Below are 20,337 nucleotides of genomic sequence, written 5' to 3'. Positions count from 1 at the left end.
ATGTTGGTACCAACCGTAACCTGTCCTTCGATGGTTGTTATCTCGAATGACTGTTGATCCCCTAACGCAGTTGGCGTGGACCAGTCACCTTAGGGCAGTGTTAATCGCCAGTGGGGCAGAACCGTTCGTGGTTGTCTTAGCAAGGACAAAAGCCCTAGAAAACTGAATATGCCAAACGACCCGAAGCGTTCCCCCCTTAAAGGTACACAAGTAGTCAGCGCTGTTGCCACCGGCGGCGGTGGCGGCGTCTTCCAGACTCGGGTTGCCGCGCTTTACCTGGCGAACATGCTGACCGGATTGCCGACGACGTTCGGCTTGCAAGGAGGCAGGGCAGAGACCCTCCGCTTTGAGGCTCGCTACACTGGGGCGCATACAGACGACATCTACTGCCAACTGCTAGATAAGGAAGGAGTGCGCCTTCAACTCATTCAGTGCAAACGCGGTCTCAACGCCATACCCAGTAATACCGAGTTTATCGATAGTCTTCAAGGGGCTTGGCGAGACTTTCTTGGGGAGGAAGGTAGCCCCTTCAACCGCGCCAGCGATGTACTTGTAATTGCGACAGTCGCTCCCGGGACGCCTGCTAATCATGCAGCCAAGAGGCTCTGCGAGCTGTCACGGGCATCGGTCGATTTGGCTGACTTCCTCCAGAAGCTTGAGTCCAAGCTCTTCGATGCCCAACACAAGCGTACCTGGGGATCGTTCAAGGAGGTCTCCAAGAACACGCTCCAGGAAAAATATGATGAGGAGATCGTTTTTGCGCTGTTGCAAAGACTGCGAGTCGACATTCACGACCTCGGTGTTGAAGCCTCCCAAGAGTTGAGTCTCGTGCAAGCCCTGCTCAACTCCGGCCACCCTGGGGACTCAGGCGAGCAGGTTTGGAACGGCCTGTTCTCCTATGTATTTGAGCAAGGCGTCAACGTAGGCACCGTGACGCGCGAGACCTGGAAGGCGACCGCAATGGCAGGCCTGCAGGAAGCAGTCTCGCGCGTAGCGGGCCAGAGGGGCCTGGGCGGCATAGCCGAACGCTTCAGCGACCGAGCAAGTCTTCAGTTATCGTTCATCTCGACATCGTTGCCAAACGGCAAACACATTCCTCGTGGTCAATGTGCTGCTCAGGTATTGGCGGGATTTGACGAACACCAAGTGGTCATCGTCACCGGTGGGGCAGGCGCAGGTAAGTCTGCGGTTATCGCGGAACTTGCCCCGCTGTTGCGTGAGTCCGGCCCGCTGTTCTTCTTCCGGGCTGACGAGCTCGATCAACCAAGCCTGAGCGCAGTCCAATCACTCAGTGGGATGCCAGACGCGCTTCTGAGCCTAGACAAACTCTTGCGCAACGGAACCCCAACCATCGTCATCGACTCGCTGGAGAAGGCGCTTGAGGCAAGGGCCCCGGGCGCCTTGGAAGAACTCTTGACGTTGGTGCGCACGCACAAGACGGTCAGGCTTTGCGTTTCGACTCGCTCCTATGCCGTCAATGCGCTGTTCGCAAACTTTCTCTTCAACTTCTCCTTCCAGATTGTCGACGTTCCCCAACTGACAGATGCGGAGCTCTTCGCCGCTGTGGCAGGGACCCCCTTGGAGTCACTTGTAATCACTGATGACAGCGTTAGGGAGGTATTGCGGGCACCGTTCTATCTTCGGCTTGCCATTAGCCATATGTCTGCAGGTGCTGCACTGCCGCAGGCGACAGCCAGTGCGCTGCGACTAGCACTCTGGACGGAGAAGGTGGCCCCGAGCAAAGGTTTAGCATCGGGCCTGGCCGCTCGTCGAAGGACAGCCTTCGATGAGGTCTGCTACACGCGAACAGAGCGCTTCTCGCAGTTCGTCGACGCCCCTGTAGATGCGGAGGCGGTTACCTCGCTAGTGCATGATGGCGTGCTATCAAAGGATGCTGCAGATCGCGTAGCTCCTGCGCATGACGTCTTGGAAGACTGGTCGCTCTTCTTCAGAGTCGCGCGAGAAGTCCGAGGGGCTGAGCGCGACTGGGGGGCACTATTCGGGAAATTGGGTTTGCATGCCGGTATGCGCAGGGCTCTACGTGCATGGACGGCTTTGCGCTCGGACGAAGGTGACGAGGATTCCTATGCGCTGCTGGAGGCTGCACTTGCTCAAGACCAGGCTATTCCTCAACTGTGGCGCGACGAGATCGCTATTGGTCTCCTACGCTCAGAGCGGGTCGACGAGCTGATTGCAAAGCTTGGCAGTAATGTGTCTTTCAACAGCGCTGCACTCCTGCAACGCTTGAGCCACTTACTGCGAGTTGCGTGCAAAGGCCCCACCTCGATTGACTACTCAGCCATGACTGAAGACCCAGGCTTTAATGAGATCAGACTTCGGTTTGGGATGGCCGCCCCTATAGGCAAAGCTTGGGACGTCCTCATCGGACTGGTGGCAAAGGTTTTCCCGGGTTTGCCACCAGAGAGCCACTCCTGGGTTGTTCAGCTCGCTGAAGATGCTACTTCGCACGACGCGAATTGGTATAAGCCCTCCCAACGGACACTGGATGTGTTCAATATCGCGGAGCACTTCTGCAAGAAAGACGCTGACACTTGGTTCCAGGAGAGAACTGTCGCAAAGCGGTTCTTTGCTCTCCTATGTCGGTGTCTAGGGGCCGCCCCTACTAAGTTTGAGGAGTTCATTGAGGGGCTACTGAAGCGCATCGCAGCAGATTCAGACGGTAGAGATTTCCACGCCGAGGAACGCCTGCAGTTCCTTGTTGATGTGAATAACTGTCGGGAAGCGTGCTTTTTTGTGCCTGACTTGGTGTGGCGGGTGTTTAAGGCGCTCAACATCGAGCTTGAGCCCAGGAAGCCTCACAGGTTCGGAATGGGTGGATGGGAAGCTGAACTGGGGCTCAGCGAGCGAGCCGCGCATAAGTTCTTCCCGCCCTCAGCCTTGCAGGGGCCCTTCCGTACGCTGCTACTCTACGCTTGGCCCAAGAGCGTCATCTCCGTCGTAGAGCTGTGCAACCATGCAGCGCGGTCACTTGCAAAGACGGCCGAGGATGAAGTGATCATCATACCTGGGGAGCAAAGCCCCAATGGCCGGCCGCACATCCACAGTTTTTCGTTGTGGTCTACGTATCGAGGACTGAGCGTCACCAGCTACCTGCTGAACTCAGCCTTGATGGCGCTGGAAGAGCGCCTGCTCATCGAAGCCAAACCCCAGCCCAGGATAATCTCACGGGTGCTCGAGGTAATCTTGGAGCGAGGAGAGTCGAGCTTCACCACCGGGCTGGTTGCAAGTGTCTTGATTGCACACCCTGAGCTGGTCACCGAGAAGCTACTCTCCATCTTCAAGTGCCCGCAGTTCTTCTCCAATGATATTGCCCGCAGTGTTCAGGAGGGAGGTGCGCTCGCCATCCACGGAGGCCACGACGGGCTGGACGATGCGCGGCAACAAGAGCGAGTGACGAGCAACAGACTTGCCCACCGCCGGCAACACCTTGAGGTACTCGTCCTCAAGCTGCAACTCCAGCAGCCAGAGCTTCGCGAAGCTATCTTCAGTATCTTGGACACACATCTGGGGGCACTGAAGGGAGCAACGAACGTGCCAGACGGCTGGCGCATGAGTCTCAAGCGAATGGACTCTCGCGGTCTTACGCTGGGAGAGCCTACTGTAGATAGTAAGTGGGTCCCTCTTGAGATTGCCAACCTAGAGCCGGAGCTCAAGCAAGCCAGTGACGACGCTGAAGTTCGCATGGCGCGAATGAACCGCATCTCCGGGCTAAGAACTTGGGCCGCAGCAATTATGGGACGCTTTTCAGGGGCCCCCCCTGCAACCAGAGAGCGCTTTTCGTCAGCATCCGAGGCCTACGAAGAATTCGTCAGTGTGGCCAAAGAAGTAGAAAACGATGAAGCTGCCATGTTCACCGGTCTGGAAGACGAACTGGCTTACGCGCTTTGCACGAAGTGGTCCTCCGAGGACTCTGAGGCTCTTCGGTGGGCACGGAGCCTAGTGCTTGAGCGAACTGCAATTGTCGAAGACAAGGATGCTTGGCCGAGTCGCGACCACTCTTTGGGTGAGGCTCGTGCTCGAACCGTTATCGGTCTAGCTGCTGTTGACCCATCACAGGCAAAGATGGGTGAAGCCTTGGCTAACATTATCACCGAACCGATGTGGAAACTGCGCCGAGTGGCAGCCGAAGCGATAGCTGTAGACCTGACGCCGCGGCAACCGATGCTGACAGAGGTCTTGGTGACGGGCTTGGCGCAGTATGCCGAGGCACTTACCAAGGGACTGACCGCGCCATATGGGCGGCGCCGCGACGTCGTCGATGAGGCTAGGGAGGCAACAGTCTACTCGCTGAGCGAAGCCTTGCTGCAGGCAAAGCCCTGTATACGACCATCTCCGAGCTGCCTCGTTGGTATCAAAGAGTGGCTGATAGCAATCTCCGCCGCTCGTAATGAAGCGTCCGACACCTGGCGAATTCAGTCCCTCATCACTTTGGCCAAGTTAGTTGCAGACCAAGAAGGCGGCCCCAGGAGCGACCCTCATGATCCTGACCACGTCGACTTTGAGACGCGCCGGGAACTAGCAGACTCGCTTGCTGCGGAACTCTTGACTCAATCAGACAACGCCTCCCCCCTTTTCGCAGCACTTGACTATTGCATCGACAACGCGCCTAAGCTGACTGCTCGGCTACTGGAGTCGGCTCTCATCGACTCAGCCAAAAAGGAGTTTGCGAACTCAAGTGCGCTTTGGCGAATCTGGGACAGGGCTACGGCGAAAGTGTTTCCTCAAGCTTCGCTAAGGGCAAAAGGTCGAGGACTCTATAGTAAATATGACGAAGTGCTCAGGACATTGTTATTGTGCTCGGTCCCGTGGGGCAAAGGCTTCAACGATCTGGTCCTCTTGAAGTCTCGTCCCCGCTTCATCGCCGACTGTCTGATAGCTGTTGGTGATAGCCGCACAGGGCTGCGGTATCTGCTGCAAATTGCGGCAGGCGTTGGGCGTGTGTCCGCGCTGCCTTCAGCCTTGCTGCAACTCCGCGATGCATTGAATCAGGCTCCCGCTGACATGCTCGACGACGGCAACTGCCTTTGGGACGCCGAGACCATCTGCCGCGTGACAATCCATGAGCACCGAGAGGAACTCATCCGAGATGCCCGGCTGAGGAAGGCTACGCTCGACATACTCGACAGGCTTGTAGATGCTGGATCATCGCTCAGCTTCCAACTTAGAGACTACCTGGCAACGTCCCCGACCAGTCCTGCTGGGTTATAGTGCGGATTCAGACAAATGTGGCTAGGCGTACGTGTCTGGCCATTCCTAGCTCTTTGTGCTGATGATGGCCAAACATGGCGGTATGTGAGGAATATCTGGAGTTCGGCCACAGCGGTCATTGAGCAATCCGGCGATGCAGAGCCGGTTAGAAACCCGAACTGGTCATTCAGCTCCCCGGACGCCAAGTCACTCCAATGCTGAATGCGTGAAGGCGTTGATAGTTATCAACCCGCCAAGACTAGATGACAATACCGCATGCGCTAGAATGCATGCGATTAACCTAAATTTGGCACGTTCGCGAAAGGCGAAGGCCACACAATAGAAAATAATGGGAGATTCCGATGGCTTTCAAGAGGTCACTCTCAAAATCGTCTGGCGGGCGATCTATTCACCTAGTGCGTGGTAATCCCGACTGTGAAACCTTTTATCAATGGATACATAACGAGCTAACAAAAATCACCAAGAAGTGGCCGCCGGAAATTTCAGAGCTTAAGACCGGAAGGCGAGGAAATCTGGGCGAATTCATATCGTATAAGGTGGCTCGGTCGAGCGGTCTGTATGGCAAGAGCAAAGGCTACACGATAGCGATCATGGGGGCTCTTACGCCTCTTCAGGATGGCGCCCCTACTGGTTTAGATACGACCATCATTCACTTGGATCCTAATGGGGACACGAGTAAAGACCGCCTTTACATCATGGAGGTAAAAACAACTGGGGCGATTGATCTGAAGTACGCAAGCGCACTTGTAGGTGACTACGAAAAGCTGCTAGGTAAAGCGAAGTTTGCTGGATCACTGGGGGAGCGAATGAATTGGCTTCAGGGCTACCTGATGGAAGTTCATGAATTTTCACCTGCAGAACTGGAGCGCGTTGGAGATCTTTTTCAGCCCAAGGCGGAAGACTGCACGGGCATTACGTTATTGCCAACGTTGGTGCATGACCGCAAAGCTGGAGACTCAGCAGCATTAACTGCGTTAGATGATGTTGCAGTAAAGATTGAGGGTCTTGGCTGGAGGCAGGACTGCATTGAGGCCTGGAGCATCGCAATCACAGATCTGACGAGTTGTTTCATTCATCTATCGAATAACAAGAGCTCCATGCCATGAGAGAGTTCCCGACATCGGTCGATTTCATCAAGTGTGCGTCCTCAACCGCTGCAAAGGCGAGACAGCTTGAGCCTGTAACACCAACAGATGACCCGCTCGACGTGGCAACGGCGCTCAAGTGTATGAACGTATTCCAGACACGTGTGGACGTTAATTCGCTTGCACTTCTGGATGATGAGAAATATGCAGCTCCACTCGTAGCCGCTGCGAGAATTTTGCTCTCTACCGCACAACATTTGAGAACCTCGGAAAATCCGCCAGCGGAATCGGATCTTGATGAGCTGGCATTCCATGCTGCGCTTGCTTTTGCGATGCATGGCAACTTCCCAAGTGCGCGTGCAGCGTTGTCGGAAGTTTCTGAGGTTTTTTTTCAATCTAGCGATACGTTTCGCATGGTCGCTGCAATATGTGACCCGGGCGGCAAACTCGTGCGCACCCGGAGTGACGGTGTTTTCGAAGAGTTTCGCTTAGACTGGAGAAAAGCGCTCCGCAACACAAATCAGAGTGTTCGTGCAGAAGCTTTTGCGCGTGCGCTAAAGACCTTTACGGGCATCGCACGAAGCGGCTCCATGACGGAGGGTGCGGTTGTGTTGGGTGGCCGTATGGCAGCTCATCAGGCCAAACGGTTGGCAACTGCCAACTTGTTGGAACTGGCGCCCGAGATCCCAGAATGGTTTGTCAAAAATGCGGTCAAGTCAGGGATGGTGACGCTTTTGCCGCCTCAGCACATTCTCTTGACGCAGAGTCGAATTGCCTCGCATGAGCGTAATACGCTTTTGACATTGCCAACTAGCACGGGGAAAACCTTTGTTGCCGAGGCTTGCATGGTCGCCAACTTGGGGGGCGACGGGTTATGTGTCTACGTGGCACCCTACGTCGCGGTGGGCGAACAGGTAAAGGATGCTCTTCAGAAGCACCTCCGTGACGAAGTGCCAGTTATTTCAATGTTTGGCGGTTTCCAGTCCGAGGCCCTGAGCATCTTCGCGGATAGAGAAATTATCGTTGCAACGCCTGAGCGTTTTGATGGCTGGCTTCGCTCGGGCAAAGATATTGAACGGCTGCGTGCTGTGGTCTTTGATGAAATTCATATTCTTGAGAACGGTGCCCGAGGAGCGCGGGTAGAAGGTTTGGTGTCACGGCTGAGGTTGCTGCAGAAGAGCAACCTGAGTCTCCGGGTTATTGGTCTTTCGGCGGTGCTGACCGAACCGCAGAAAGTGTGCGACTGGCTTGGCGTTCAAGCTGACGATCTTCATCAGATTGGCTGGCGACCGACTGCGCGCAGATTGGCTATGTGTCTCTCAAGTGGAGAGATGTTTTGGATTCACGGGAACGATGCGCTGAAGCCTGAAAGCGGGCGTCCGACCACGCTTATTTCCAAGGCGACTAAAATCGATCTGCCGGGAAAGATCAAGTATTCGCAGCACGCCAAGGCCAACGAGAAGAGCGCCGCAATCAATGTTGCCTCTATTGCGCAAGATCTTCTGTCGCGCTTGGGTTCGCCCGGGTTGGTGGTATGCCCGCGCAAGGTCGATACCCGTTTACTTGCCCGTATATTAATGGAATCTCTCCCGCTCGTTGACGATGCTGACATTTTTCAAACCGCCGCCGACGTACTGAGACGCTACCCATATCTGGACTTCCTTGCCGGCTGTTTGCGACATGGAGTGGCCTATCACAACGCCTCTTTACCTTTCGATATTCGCCGTGACATCGAACGTTTAACTCGTGAGCGCAAGCTGTTCGTTGTTTGTGCAACAACTACGCTTGCAGAGGGCGCAGATCTTCCGTTCCGCTGGACCATCGTGGCTCATTGGCTGAGCAGCATGCATGGCGACGGCACGAAAATGAAGTCGATGACTTTTCGCAATATTGCTGGCCGTTGCGGCAGGGCCGGAGCGTTCTCGGAAGGTGACACCGTTCTCTTCCAGAATTTGATGGGGCCTCCGTCTACAAATCGGCAAGACCAAGATCCTAAGCGCTTGGCAGAGGTAATGTTTTCATCGGCTCCACTTATGTCGACGTTTGGCGGTGACTGGAGCGAAACGCCACCGAATGGACAAAACCTATTAGAGGCTATGTTTAGCGCACAACTGCTTGCCTGCATTGGAGAACATCCTGAAGCTGATGACGTTGTCTCGGAGCTTGTTGAAGCTTCCTATGCGGGGCGAACAGGAGGCGAAAATAATGTGCGGCGAATTTTTCAGGAGACAGTTTCTAACGCACTGGACGATTCTCAGCCTGGCGGCGCGATGGCGGTTATGAATAGCCCAATCAAACTGACGGAGTTTGGCGAGGCAGCCAATCTCAGCGGTTTTTCGCCTGACACTTGTCGAAAAATGATCCGATTCCTGTCAAAGGATGGATTCAATTCGGACGCGGCTCTTTTGGGCGAGCTGTTGCGTCAATTCAACGGCATTCCCGAGCAACCGAATGAGGATCTGAGAAAGATCTTTTCAGGGGTTTCGCACAGAAATGTAGTGAAAGCTGACAACGTAGAGAAACTGCTATCGAATCTTTTCGCTCGGATGGATGTTCGCGAAGTCTTTGAAAGTTTGCGTAGTGCTAAGTCCAGGGCGCAGCCGGAGACCGTCGAGACGATGTTCGAGAACTTTGTCTCGTTCATCGATAGTGTTGTTGGCAACTTTTTGCCGTGGCTACTCCGAGGTCTTGCAACGCTTAGCAAGTTTGGAAGTGAGGATGCTGCCAGTACTGATTGGTCTGCAATGGCCAAAGCAGTCGAGCAGGCGTTGAGCGCCAGGGGTGATGACACCGTGGCAGACGATTCGTTGATTCCGCTTGAGTAGATGCACGCGTAAGGTGTGGAAAGAAGGCAAGCGTTTGGCATCAAGTTAGCATTGATCTTAAGCCCAAAGGGAGAGTGCCAACGAGGCCTTGCTGCAATTTTGTTAGCTTGGGTGGATTGGTAGGCCACCTCCCTGCTTGCGTAGACCACCAAACAGCATGCCCACACCAAGGGTGAAAAATACCGTGGCGTGATCACTGGGAAAGGATGCCTCTGGTTTGTGCGCCAGGAAGGTATGGCCCAAGCCGATCATGAAAGGGCGCGGATGTGGCCATACTGTCGTGATGATCTGCCCGACCACCAGTGCCAAGCAGACACCGAGAGCCGCACTGATGGCAGTATGCCGGTGGTGAGATATTCGTGATCACAGGGCCGTACTACGATCCGCAAGTCGCCCCTCATTATGCTGGGCAGGTGCGCGTACCCGATGCCCTGTACAAGCTGGTATTCGATCCTGGCACCGGGAAATCATGGGTGTACTGGACGGCCAATGCCAACGTTCGCAAACCGGAGCGGCTGAGTTATGCTGAGCTCGTTCAGCGCACCGGCATTCACTATTTCCCGAGTCTGCCCTAACCGCTGCATTCGGTAGTCGCATGTTGCGTCGATTTTCCAAATAAAAAGCCCTGCATCTGCAGGGCTTTTTATGCTGTCTTCGGACCAATTAGAACAGTGCTAGCTGTTCCAGGGCGCCGCCATTCTCCAGGTAGGCCAGTACCCACAACGGCTTGCGACCACGACCAGTCCAGGTCAGTGTTGGGTCCGCCGGGTTCTGGTATTTGGCTTCTGCTGGCTTCCGGGAGGCGGCAGCCTTTTTAGTCAGGTCCTCCGTGCTCAGGCCATACGTGGCCATCAACTCCTGCACTTTTTTCAACGCCTCAATTTTCTCTGCCGATTCCAAGCGTGCCACTTCTGTCGCCACTTGATTACGTAGATCGTAGAGTTCCTGCAGGGAAAGTGATTGCAGATCCATATTACCCTCTTTCATTCATTGATATTGTCAGCACGCTTGCCAAGCAAATCGTCAACTGGGCAATCGATTGAAATGCTGACTAGCTGATTGAAGGCGATACTACGCGATTGGCGCCGACGGTACCAGTTGATTTTATTTTTCCCCAAAAAAGCTTCCCATTCGGGTGATATCAATCGAGAACCACTACCCGAATAGCGTCGTGGGCATAGCGCTGGCAATGCAGCTTAAATATTAGTTTGAATCACCAGATTACTATTATCACCCTTGGAATCAACCCAGGTCACGGTTACCACCGGCTGCTTCACGGTGGTACAGGTGACGGTAAGATTATAGGCAGTAGAACCTTGGTATGGAGTGGTAGGGCCTTCCGTAGCTGCAGTACAAGCGCCGGCGTCGCGCAACAGTTCCACCTTGTTTCTAGCATAATTCATCGCCTCAACCCGCTGGCGAGAAGTCTGCGTCGCCATATTAATGCTGAGCTGTAGTTTGGTCGCGCCAATCAGACCGATGCTGAGAATCACGATGGCAATCAGTGCCTCGATCAGACTTAAGCCGGCTTGAGAATGTTGGTTTTGCATCCGGCCTCCTAGTTCATGTCCGACCAGCCGCTGCTGGAAGTGGAAAGGCTGTTGACGCCAGGCGTACCCGCCTCAAATTTGGTAACAATACCCGTGTTTTTCACGATTTCGATACCACCAGTAGTGGCGTAGTTGCCGGACGTCAGTGCGGCGCCTTCAATCAGCGCATTACCGCCACCACTGTTATCCCAAGTACCCAGTACCTCAATAACCACCTGTGTCTGACCGGGGGTGCTCAAATCCCCTACATCCACGGTGATATTGTAAGTACAGGTTGAGCTGCTCCCAACAGCGGTACTGGACGGCATTGATGGCGTGCACTTCAATGCTGAACTGGCGTCTTTGCAGGCAGCAATCGTGCACCACTGCGTCGCGGTGGTAGGCTCATAAGAGGGGCTGCTCCACTGAATTTCATTGCCCTTCTTGGAGATGCGTGTTGTTTTGGCGGTGCAATTACAGGTCGTCGTGCTCGTCACATTGGTCACTGTCGACGAAATTTCGGGCACGTCCACATAGACCACGCCATAAATCTTTGACGTCCCGTTGATCTGTACCGTGCCACTTTCCATCACAAAGATGATCACTGGATCTGCAGTACTACCCAACACGACATTGGCGTTGATCTTCATTCCCCCCGACGTCAGCCACATGAGCCGTGCACCACTGGCATACGCGGCACTCAGGCTGGCATTGCTACAGTCTGAAGGACAGATATAACCATCACTACGTGCCGTAACGGTGGCTTTCACCTCTGCTTTGCAATAGCCCGCCTGTTGTGCAAGCTGCACAGAAGTCGCCGTCCCTGTTGCACGCAGTAAATCGTAGGCTGCCTGGGTATTGGGGCACAGGCCACCAAAGTAATGCATGAAAAATTCATCAGTGGTCCATTTGATTTTGGAACCATCTGCAGCCAGTAAATCGGTTTCGACACCATTAACCAGGGTCTTCTGGTAAAAATCCGACGTTGTTACCGTGCCGACAGAACCGCTGCCTGAGCTAGTAACGCTGCCACCCGACTTAACCGAAGAAACATCTGCATTACCACCAATGCTGATATTGCCCAAGGCGGTCAGGGCATCTGTCACGAGAGTGGGCATGATCGGCGGGCTGCCAGCAGAGAAACTGTAGTTCACTCGTTGGCTAACGGTACGCGTAGCACCGGTCGGGTCGATGCCCTTGCTTTTGATAAAAGGGAATGGCAGGGAGCTGCTTGCCACGCAATCCGAGCTGGCTGCGGTACAAAAACTCGCCGTATACAGGCTATCGGTCAGCTTGGTATTGCTCAATGCCACCCCGGGCGTTGCCGTGATGGTGGCATTCAATTGTGCCAGCATTGTGCGGAAGCCTTGCTCTGCGTTCTGAAATGCAGCCTCGGTCCGGTATAGATTATTCGCCGACTTGACTTCCAGCGTCGAGCTGCGAGCACCGATGATCACATTCAGTGATACCAGCAACACCAGTATCAAGGAAACCAGTAGAGTGGTGAAACCGCGCTGACGTTGCATGCCTACCCCTATCAATTTCGCACCCTGACATAAAAGGTCTGGTTGCGGCTGACTGTACCCCCACTCGGTGTCGCCATATTGACGGCATCAGCCTGCATGTTGATCGTGACCAAGGCCGTACCCGATTCAGTAAAACTCAAGCCAGTTACCTTAATCTGGCCACTGTCAGTTAGTGCCTTCCAGTTGGTTGTGGTACTACAATCTCCATTGCTACTGGTGCTGCTCCAGTAATAAATCTTGTTATTGACCAGGCGGTAGCCGTAGAAAACTTCATTTACAGCAGCGGCAGAATAGACTGCCGGCGTAGAATGCGAGAAGGTAATGCAGCTACTCTGTGCCCGATAGTATTTATTATTCGACTGCTTGGTTAGGGTGACACTTGGGTTGGCATAACCTGCCCGACGAATTTCCGTCACCATTTCATTTCCCAGCACCTGCAAGGTCTGCTCAAAGCGCTGCATTTTGACTGCAGAAACGTTGGCCGCAAGTGTGGTGAAATAGACTTGCTCTGCCCCCAGAATAACCACCATTCCCAAGGTCAGCGCCACCATTAGCTCAATAAGGTTGAAGCCGCGCTGCCGCATCATAGCAAGCTACCTACGCTAACGATCCCGATAATATTCATGTTGATGCTTTGGCTAAAACCATTGGCCGAGACCGTTGCCGTGACATCCTTGGGCATTGGAGTGCCGTAGACACCGCTAAGACTGAATGAGGAAATACTGGCGGGGGTGCTGCTGGAAGTGTCTTTTATGCTGGCAGCCACATCGCTATCTAGGCTATCGCTACGCAACTCACAAGCACTTGCTGAAACCTGACTCAAACAGAGCTTGTTTGCCTGTATCGAAAAATAAATCGTGGCATTCCTGTCCAATGCGTAGGACTTGGCATAATTCATCGACTGAGACACCAAGTCTGCTGTTTTGCGTATCTTGGTTTTCTTGATGCTGGTATTGAAGTTGGGAATCGCAATAGCCGCAAAAATCCCGACGATGGTCATGACGATCATCGCTTCAAACAAGGTGAATCCCTGCTCCCGGGTCACTGCAGACCCCAACAACTGTCATTGCTGGCAGGGAAGCCGTCCTGATTGACAGTCAGGTTGTTGCAGGAGTCCTTTGCCTGTGCACCGGAAGCGTTGATGGTTGCGGTCGCCGAGTAGGTCGAACTCGCAGCAGAGGCAATAGCAATAGTGTAATAGCCCTGAGGCGAGGTTGAGGTCAGGCCTAATGACGCCAGCGTACTGGTATAGGCAGGGTTGTTGCCACGATACTTTTCCTGCGTCAGCTGCAAGGTCGACAAGGCGTTCTTGGCATCGATGCGCCGACTTTTCAGCATGTACTGCGAATACGCGGGGATGGCAATGGCCGCCAGAATCACCACCACCACGCAGACAACCACCAGCTCGATCAGGGTAAAGCCCGCCGCTGACTTTTTCATTAACATTACCAATGACAATGAGTAATCAAATTGGATTTTACATGTGTATCGAAATGTGTCCATGATTTTTTTTAAAAATCACAAACTTGCAGCAAATTTATTATGCATAGTGAAAGGATAGCAACACATGCATAGTAAGTAATATTTGAGGTTTACTAGGGGGGCGAAATGCTGCGACCAACTTTGCCCGACGACAGCATGGCAACAAGGTCTGCTGCTCCCGGTAGAAGGTCACGTAGGTCCACCTTCGCCAGGTGGGCTGTCCCGGCTTCAGTGGGGAAAAGATGAGAGTGCTTTCAGATTGGCAGCCGCCAAGGTCGCGCAGAATGTGAACTTCAGCTTTGGCCGAGGAGAGGGCACTTGGATGGGAGAGGTATTTCTTGTAGTGGGAGGTAGGCGTGTCTAAGAGCAAAGCATACCTCTAGCCAAGATCTGCCCGTAGAGGTGTTAACTAGATAGATGTCACCAGTACAACTGGCCAGCATCACCGGAATCAGCCTAGTAAAAGGCCTACTACGAAAGTGCCGTAAGCCGCTGAGGCATTAGACTCGCGCATAGAGAGAAAAGGGGCACGCCGTTCTTACAATGGTCTTACAAACTGCCAGAAAGCAAAAAGGCCGCCTCAAAAGAGATGGCCTAATTGCTTGAATTCATTGGTGCCGGTAAGAGGAGTCGAACCCCCGACCTTCGCATTACGAATGCGCTGCTCTACCAACTGAGCTATACCGGCACACCGTCAGCCGTGGCTGAAGCGGCAGCGATTATAGCGGTAGCCGCCGGCTTTGGAAATACGGGCGGATATTGCCTGCGGCGCGTGCTGGCCCTATCGTGAAAGCACCTTCAGTTGCTTGTGACCCCTGCCATGAAAATTGCCGTTTCCGACTGCCTGTCCCTGCTGCACGCCTGTGGCGATGCGGCGCTGGCGAGTCATGCGTTGTCGCTGCCGGGTTATCCGTTCGTTACCAGCGTGCCGCTGGCATTGGGGCCGGACCACGCGCCGTGGCTGCTGATGAGCGAGCTGGCCGAGCATTGCCGCAATGTGCGCGCCGATGGCCGCGTCAGCCTGCTGCTGCAACGGGCCGACGGTGCCGATGTGCTGGCGGCCGAGCGCATGACGCTGCTGGGCGAGCTGCTGCCGACGCAGCCGGATACCGGCACCCTGGCGCGCTTATTGCGCTATTGTCCCGACTTTGCCGACTACCTGGCGCTGGGCGATTTTCATTTCTTCCGGCTGCAGCCGCGCCGGGTGCGCTTCATCGGCGGCTTTGGCCGCATGGGCTGGGTGGAGGAGGGCGACTGGCAGCGGGCGGCGTTGCTGCCCGCGGCGCAGGAGGCCGATTTGCTGGCCACGCTGCAGCCGCTGACCCAGCTGGACGTGCTCGGTGTCGACTTGTACGGGCTGGATTGCCGCCACGGTGCCGTGCGCCGGCGGCTGGATTTCGCCGTCACAGCCAATGTTGCTGATGTGGAGGCCGTGGCGCGCGCCAGGCTGCTGGCCGAGGGCCAGGCGCCCGCCTGACGCCGCCGATTGTGTTGCCACCGGGATGCGGCCAACCTGTACCGCCGCGTCCCGGCCGGGAGAAAACCATGTCTGATCTGCAGACTGTGCTCTGCGTCGAGGGCGATGACACGACGCGCCAGCTGCTGTGCGAAGAGTTGCAGTTTGCCGGCTATCGCGTGCTGGAGGCGGACAACGGCCGCAGTGCGCTGGCGCTGATCCGCAGCGAGCGGCCGGAGCTGGTGATCAGCGATATGGCGCTGGCGCAGCTGGATGGCCTGGCCCTGCTGGAGGCGGTGCGCGCCGATGCCGGCATCGCCGACACCCCCTTTATCCTGCTGACCGCACCGGGCGACAGCCGGCAGCAGCGTGGCCGCGAGCTGGCGGTGGCGCAGCTGCTGGATAAACCGGTCGACCTGGATCTGCTGCTGGCCGCGGTGGCGAGCTGCATCCGCCACGCGCGGCACGCGTCGGCTGCGCCGTTGGCCGGCGGCTTTCTGCATCGCCTGCAGCTGCAGCAGCGGCTGCAGCTCGAGCAGCGCGGGCGGCAGCCGGTGCGGGTGGCGTTGCTGAAGCTGGACAGCTACCTGGCGCTGTCGATGCGGCTGCGGCCGCAGGAACTGCAGCAGCTGCAACAAGCGCTGCATGCTCGCCTGCAGCCGCTGGCGGAGCACGGCCAGGTGTACAGCTGGTCGGATGGCTGCTGGGCGCTGATCGAGCTGCCGCACTTGAGCGAGGGCGATTTCGACCAGCTGCAGCAGCGTTACAGCATCGCGCTGGGCAGCATCAGCCTCAACTACACCACCAGCGTGCTGCGGCTGCAGATCGACTGGCCGCAGGCCGATCAGTACCGGCTGGATGGCGCGACGCTGCTGGAGGCCAGCGCGCTGCACCTGAACTTTGCCAGCGCCGGCAATCCGCGCCGCTTGCTGCAATTGCAGGCGGCGGATTATCCCGCGCTGCAGGCGGCGCGCTATGCCGAGCACAACCTGGCGGAGGCGATCCGCAATGGCGAGCTGGAGCTGCTGTTCCAGCCGCGGGTGGCGCTGGCCAACCGCCGCATCGTCGGCGCCGAGGCGCTGCTGCGCTGGCCCGGTGCCACTGTCGGTGCCTTGTCGCCCGGCTTCTTCGTACCGGTCGCCGAGCGCATGGGGCTGGCGGCCGAGCTGGATCGCTGGGTGATCAGCCGGATTCTGGCCGCCGCGCGGCAGCTGGTGGCGCAGCAGGCGGATTTCGTGCTGTCGTTCAATCTGTCCGGCCAGAGCCTGGATGCCGACGTGCCGGCCTATCTGTACCAGTTGCTGCAGCAGCAGCCGGATCTGGCCGCCAATATCGAGATCGAGGTGACGGAAACCTCGATGGCCACGCTCAATGCCGGCGTGGAGCAGGCGATTGCCAACCTGCGCGAGATGGGCACCCGGCTGGCGGTGGATGACTTCGGCGTCGGTTACGCCTCGCTGTCGTATCTGAAGCGGCTGCGCGCCGGGGTGATCAAGATCGATCGTAGCTTCGTCACCGACATCGCGCGCCGCGGCATCGATGCGCAGATCGTGCAGGGGCTGGTGGGGCTGGCGCAGGCGCTGGGCTGCAGCGTGGTGGCGGAGGGGGTGGAGACGGCGGAGCAGGCGGACTGCGTGCGCGAGCTGGGCTGTCAGTATGCGCAGGGCTACCACTTTTACCGGCCGATGCTGCTGGCCGAGCTGCTGCACGGCCTGGCGGCGGCCTGAGGCGCCGGCCGCGCTTGCGGCCAACCTTGGCGCCGGACGAAAAAAAAAACCGCAGCGTGGGCTGCGGTTTTTTCATGCACCAGGCGGCGCTTACTGGGCCTGGGTCTGGGCGGCGGCGGCTTCCAGCGTGATGCTCAGTTTTACTTCGTCGCTGATGGCCGGTACGAAGGTCTTCATGCCGAAGTCGGAACGCTTGATGGTGGCCACGGCGTTGGCACCCCAGGTTTCCACGCCGGTCATCGGGTTCTTGCCCTTGCTGACGCGTGCCAGGGTCAGGGTAACCGGCTTGGTTACGCCCAGCAGGGTCAGGTTGCCTTGCACGGCAGCCGGCTTGTCACCCTTGAACACCACGGCGGTGGACTTGTAAGTCAGGGTCGGGAACTTGGCCACGTTGAAAAAATCCGGGCTCTTCAGATGCTTGTCGCGATCGCCGAGGAAAGTCTGCAGCGAGTCGGCGTCGATGCTGACATCCACGCTGCCTTTCTTGGCGGCTTCGTCCACGACCAGCTTGCCGCTGACCTTGGTGAAGGTGCCGTGCTGCAGCGACAGGCCCAGGTGGTTCACTTCGTAGGCGGCGAAAGTGTGCGTCGGGTCAACGTCGTAGTTGGCCGGGGCGGCAACGGCCATGCCGGCGGAAGCAAACAGGGCAGCGAACAGGGCGGTACGGATCATCGGGTTTCTCCAGTGGGTAAGGGGAATCAAACGTTGTTCAGCACGAGGCGGAACTTGAGATCGACGTTGTCGGCGACGGTGCTGGTGTCGCTCCAGCTGCCTTCACCGATCTTGAAAGCCAGGCGCGACAGCGGAATGGCGCCATCCACGGTCAGCAGTTTGCCTTGCGCGGTCACCTGGAACGGCGCGCTGATGTCGCGGGTAATGCCCTTGAGTGTCAGCTTGCCGTTGACCTGGTAGCGGTTGTTGCCCAGCGGCTTGATGCTGCTGGAGACGAAGCGCGCCTGCGGAAACTGGGCGCTGTTGAACCAGTCTTTCTTGCGCGCTTCGGCATTGGCCTCGGCGGTGGGCAGGCTGATGCTGTTGATATCGATGCTGATATCCGCCTTGCCGGCTTCCGGCTGGGCCGGGTTGAAGGTCACGTTGGCCGCAAATTTCTTGAAGCTGCCGGACACCGGTACGCCCATCTGTTTCATGGTGAAGGCCATCTGGCTCTTGGCCTGATCCAGCGACTGGGCGAAGGCGGGGGCGGCCAGCAGGGGCAGCAGCAGTAGTGCGTGTTTCATGGGTCGGATTCCTGTGGGTGTCAGCGGCGCAGGCTCATGCGTTCGAGCAGGCCGTCCTTGTCGATGAACTGGTGTTTCAGGGCGGCCAGCACATGCGCCACCACCACGATCACCAGCACGTTGTTCAACAGACCGTGGCCGGCTTTCAGTTGTTCCGCCTGCGCAGGGTTGGCCGCAATCAGGTCCGGCAGCGGCAGCACGCCAAACAGCACCACCGGGAAGCCGTAGGCCGAGCTCATCAGCCAGCCGGACAGCGGGATCAGCAGCATCAGCAGGTACAGCGTGGCGTGGCCGATGTGCGCCAGCGCGCGGGCGGCGGCGCTCATGCCGGCCGGCAGCGCCGGGGCGCGCTTGGCCAGCCGTACCGCCACGCGCAGCAGCAGCAGGGCCAGCAGGCTGATGCCCAGCCACTTGTGGTAGCTGATTAGATGGAATTTGGTCGGCGACAGCGGCAGGTCGGCAAGGTAGTTGCCGAACAGAAAGGTGCCGATCAACAGGGCGGCCATCAGCCAGTGCAGCAGGATTTGCGGCGGGCTGTAGCGAGTCTGGATGGTGCTCATTCAGGATTCCTGGAGGTTATCAAGCGCGGTGCGCAGCTGGTGCAGCAGGGCGGTGGCCTGTGCCAGTTCCGCATCGCTCATGTGGTCGAAGGCTTCGCGCAGGTGGCCGGCCACGTCCGGAAACGCGGTGTGGAACAAGGCCTCGCCTGCCGGGGTCAGCGCCACAAACAGGCTGCGGCGGTCGTTGGCATCCACGGTGCGGCTGATCAGCTCCTTTTCCAGCAAGCGGTCCAGCACGCCGGTCAGCGTGCCCTTGGTGATCAGCGTCTTTTCCGACAGCGTCTTGCAGCTCATGCCCTGGGTGTTGCCCAGGGTGGCAATCACATCGAACTGGGCATGGGTCAGCCCGTGCCGGCGGATGCGGTTGTTGGAGCGCTGCTCGAACGCCTGGTAGGCGCGCACCAGTTCGCGGATCAGATCGCGGGTACGCGGCACCATGGAGGCTTGTGGCATATGGATTCCTGGCTGCCAAATTAGTTCCGACAAGAATAGTTCTGGTTCAAACTAATGGCAATCAAGCTTTTTTGAGATGCTTATTCAGAAATTCAGAATAAGGCTGGTAGACGGGGCGGTGGCGAGAGGTGGCGAGTGCTGGCGCGGCGGCAACGGCGGTGGGCGGCGGACGAAAAAAAGGGCGGCCGCAGCCGCCCGCCCGGGTGTGCGCTGCCGCGCTCAGCCGGCCTTGTTGTCCGTCGGATTGCTGCGCTGCGCGCGCTCTTCGCGCGGGGTGATGCCGAAGTGGCTGCGGTAGGTGCTGGAGAAGTGCGGGCCGCTGGAGAAGCCGCAGGCCAGGCCGATCTGCACGATGGATTTGCTGGTCTGCTGCAGCAGCTGGCGCGCGCGATTGAGGCGCAGCTCCAGGTAGTACTTGGACGGCACGGTGCCCAGGTACTGCTTGAACAGCCGCTCCAGCTGGCGGCGCGACACGCCGACGTAGTAGGCGATGTCGTCGGTGGTCAGTGGTTCCTCGATATTGGCTTCCATCAGGCTGACCGCCTCGGTGAGCTTGGGCTGGCTGCCGCCGATGCGGGTGGCCAGCGGGATGCGCTGCCGCTCGCTGCCGGGGCGCAGCCGCTCCATGCTGAACACCTCGGACAGCTGGGCGGCGAATTCGTGGCCAAGGTTGGCCGCAACCAGCCCCATCATGAAATCGTAGGTGGCGGCGCCGCCGGCGCTGCTCATGCGGTTACCGTCCATCTCGTACAGGTTGGACGACACGATCACGTCCGGAAACTCTTCGGTCAGGCGGTTGATTTCCTGCCAGTGAATGGTGGCGCGATGGCCGCCCAGCAGGCCGGCGCGCGCCAGCCAGTAGCTGCCGCAGCCGATGCCGATCAGCGCGGTCTGCTCGGTCAGCTGGCTGCTGATGGCCTTGGACAGATCCTCGCCCGGCACATCCACCCCCACTTCGTCGGCCAGCACCACCAGCACATCCAGCTTGGGCGCATGCGCCAGCGGCAGGTCCACCGGCATTTTCAGGCCGTTGCTCAGGGTGACCATTTCTCCGGACAGCGACAGCGGCAGGAATTCATACACCCGGCGCTCGGCCAGCTGGTTGGCGCGGGTCAGCACCTCGGTGGCGATACCGAAATCGGCCAGCGAGGCATTGGGCAGCAGCAGGAAGCCGAAGCGTACGGGTTTGTTGCTGGAGGTATTGGTGACCATATCCGGTAGCAGGGA

General features: G+C 57.4%; 17 protein-coding genes and 1 tRNA gene. 6 read left to right on the top strand and 12 right to left on the bottom strand.

What is annotated here, in order from left to right; translation table 11 throughout:
- Positions 1-168: 168 nt before the first annotated feature.
- The 4 genes from ACFOLG_RS16135 to ACFOLG_RS16120 all read left to right on the top strand — a co-directional run bounded on the left by ACFOLG_RS16135 (position 169) and on the right by ACFOLG_RS16120 (position 9,714).
- Positions 169-5,229, top strand: a complete 5,061-nt coding sequence (locus ACFOLG_RS16135) for a hypothetical protein (protein WP_386093718.1) — start codon at positions 169-171, stop codon at positions 5,227-5,229.
- A gap of 341 nt (positions 5,230-5,570) precedes the next feature.
- Positions 5,571-6,335 (top strand): hypothetical protein, encoded by a 765-nt coding sequence (locus tag ACFOLG_RS16130; RefSeq protein WP_386093716.1) that lies wholly within the window; start codon positions 5,571-5,573, stop codon positions 6,333-6,335.
- A complete protein-coding gene (locus tag ACFOLG_RS16125; protein WP_386093713.1) occupies positions 6,332-9,139 on the top strand; it encodes a DEAD/DEAH box helicase in 2,808 nt (935 codons plus the stop codon). Before ACFOLG_RS16130 ends, ACFOLG_RS16125 begins: the two co-directional genes overlap by 4 nt.
- 353 nt (positions 9,140-9,492) lie before the next feature.
- Entirely contained in the window at positions 9,493-9,714 is a 222-nt protein-coding gene (locus ACFOLG_RS16120; RefSeq protein ID WP_386094792.1) for a DNA/RNA non-specific endonuclease, read from the top strand.
- An 88-nt stretch (positions 9,715-9,802) separates the two neighbouring features.
- Here ACFOLG_RS16120 and ACFOLG_RS16115 read toward each other — a convergent pair whose 3' ends face one another.
- The 7 genes from ACFOLG_RS16115 to ACFOLG_RS16085 all read right to left on the bottom strand — a co-directional run bounded on the left by ACFOLG_RS16115 (position 9,803) and on the right by ACFOLG_RS16085 (position 14,364).
- Complete coding sequence (locus ACFOLG_RS16115; protein WP_386093711.1) at positions 9,803-10,111, bottom strand: H-NS histone family protein; 309 nt, start codon at positions 10,109-10,111, stop codon at positions 9,803-9,805.
- 224 nt (positions 10,112-10,335) lie between these two features.
- Positions 10,336-10,689, bottom strand: coding sequence for a type IV pilus modification protein PilV (gene pilV / locus ACFOLG_RS16110; RefSeq protein ID WP_386093708.1), 354 nt, complete (start codon positions 10,687-10,689; stop codon positions 10,336-10,338).
- Positions 10,690-10,697: 8 nt separating this feature from the next.
- Positions 10,698-12,194: a PilX N-terminal domain-containing pilus assembly protein gene (locus ACFOLG_RS16105; protein WP_386093706.1), complete on the bottom strand. Its 1,497-nt coding sequence runs from the start codon at positions 12,192-12,194 to the stop codon at positions 10,698-10,700.
- A gap of 11 nt (positions 12,195-12,205) precedes the next feature.
- Positions 12,206-12,781, bottom strand: a complete 576-nt coding sequence (locus ACFOLG_RS16100) for a PilW family protein (protein ID WP_386093703.1) — start codon at positions 12,779-12,781, stop codon at positions 12,206-12,208.
- Complete coding sequence (locus ACFOLG_RS16095) at positions 12,778-13,239, bottom strand: pilus assembly FimT family protein (RefSeq protein WP_386093700.1); 462 nt, start codon at positions 13,237-13,239, stop codon at positions 12,778-12,780. Before ACFOLG_RS16095 ends, ACFOLG_RS16100 begins: the two co-directional genes overlap by 4 nt.
- Complete coding sequence (locus ACFOLG_RS16090) at positions 13,236-13,634, bottom strand: type IV pilin protein (RefSeq protein ID WP_386093697.1); 399 nt, start codon at positions 13,632-13,634, stop codon at positions 13,236-13,238. Before ACFOLG_RS16090 ends, ACFOLG_RS16095 begins: the two co-directional genes overlap by 4 nt.
- 654 nt (positions 13,635-14,288) lie before the next feature.
- A tRNA-Thr gene (locus ACFOLG_RS16085) sits at positions 14,289-14,364 on the bottom strand.
- A gap of 132 nt (positions 14,365-14,496) precedes the next feature.
- Between ACFOLG_RS16085 and ACFOLG_RS16080 the strand changes: the two genes are divergently transcribed.
- Both ACFOLG_RS16080 and ACFOLG_RS16075 read left to right on the top strand, forming a co-directional pair.
- On the top strand, positions 14,497-15,153 hold the full coding sequence (locus ACFOLG_RS16080) for a HugZ family pyridoxamine 5'-phosphate oxidase (RefSeq protein WP_386093694.1): 657 nt from the start codon (positions 14,497-14,499) through the stop codon (positions 15,151-15,153).
- Between the two features lie 68 nt (positions 15,154-15,221).
- Complete coding sequence (locus tag ACFOLG_RS16075; protein WP_386093691.1) at positions 15,222-16,859, top strand: EAL domain-containing protein; 1,638 nt, start codon at positions 15,222-15,224, stop codon at positions 16,857-16,859.
- Between the two features lie 90 nt (positions 16,860-16,949).
- Here the strand turns inward: ACFOLG_RS16075 and ACFOLG_RS16070 are convergent, their stop codons facing one another.
- The 5 genes from ACFOLG_RS16070 to ACFOLG_RS16050 all read right to left on the bottom strand — a co-directional run bounded on the left by ACFOLG_RS16070 (position 16,950) and on the right by ACFOLG_RS16050 (position 20,322).
- Positions 16,950-17,531: a YceI family protein gene (locus ACFOLG_RS16070; RefSeq protein WP_386093688.1), complete on the bottom strand. Its 582-nt coding sequence runs from the start codon at positions 17,529-17,531 to the stop codon at positions 16,950-16,952.
- Positions 17,532-17,557: 26 nt separating this feature from the next.
- Positions 17,558-18,097: a YceI family protein gene (locus ACFOLG_RS16065; RefSeq protein WP_386093685.1), complete on the bottom strand. Its 540-nt coding sequence runs from the start codon at positions 18,095-18,097 to the stop codon at positions 17,558-17,560.
- 20 nt (positions 18,098-18,117) lie between these two features.
- Positions 18,118-18,657, bottom strand: coding sequence for a cytochrome b (locus ACFOLG_RS16060; RefSeq protein WP_386093682.1), 540 nt, complete (start codon positions 18,655-18,657; stop codon positions 18,118-18,120).
- Positions 18,658-19,110: a MarR family winged helix-turn-helix transcriptional regulator gene (locus ACFOLG_RS16055; protein WP_386093679.1), complete on the bottom strand. Its 453-nt coding sequence runs from the start codon at positions 19,108-19,110 to the stop codon at positions 18,658-18,660.
- A 219-nt stretch (positions 19,111-19,329) separates the two neighbouring features.
- Positions 19,330-20,322: a GlxA family transcriptional regulator gene (locus ACFOLG_RS16050; RefSeq protein ID WP_386093676.1), complete on the bottom strand. Its 993-nt coding sequence runs from the start codon at positions 20,320-20,322 to the stop codon at positions 19,330-19,332.
- Between the last annotated feature and the right edge of the window lie 15 nt (positions 20,323-20,337).

Source organism: Vogesella facilis (assembly GCF_042648525.1).
Lineage (GTDB): Bacteria > Pseudomonadota > Gammaproteobacteria > Burkholderiales > Chromobacteriaceae > Vogesella > Vogesella facilis.
The sequence above is the reverse complement of the archived record's forward strand: the minus strand, read 5'-3'. Positions and strand labels throughout refer to the sequence as shown.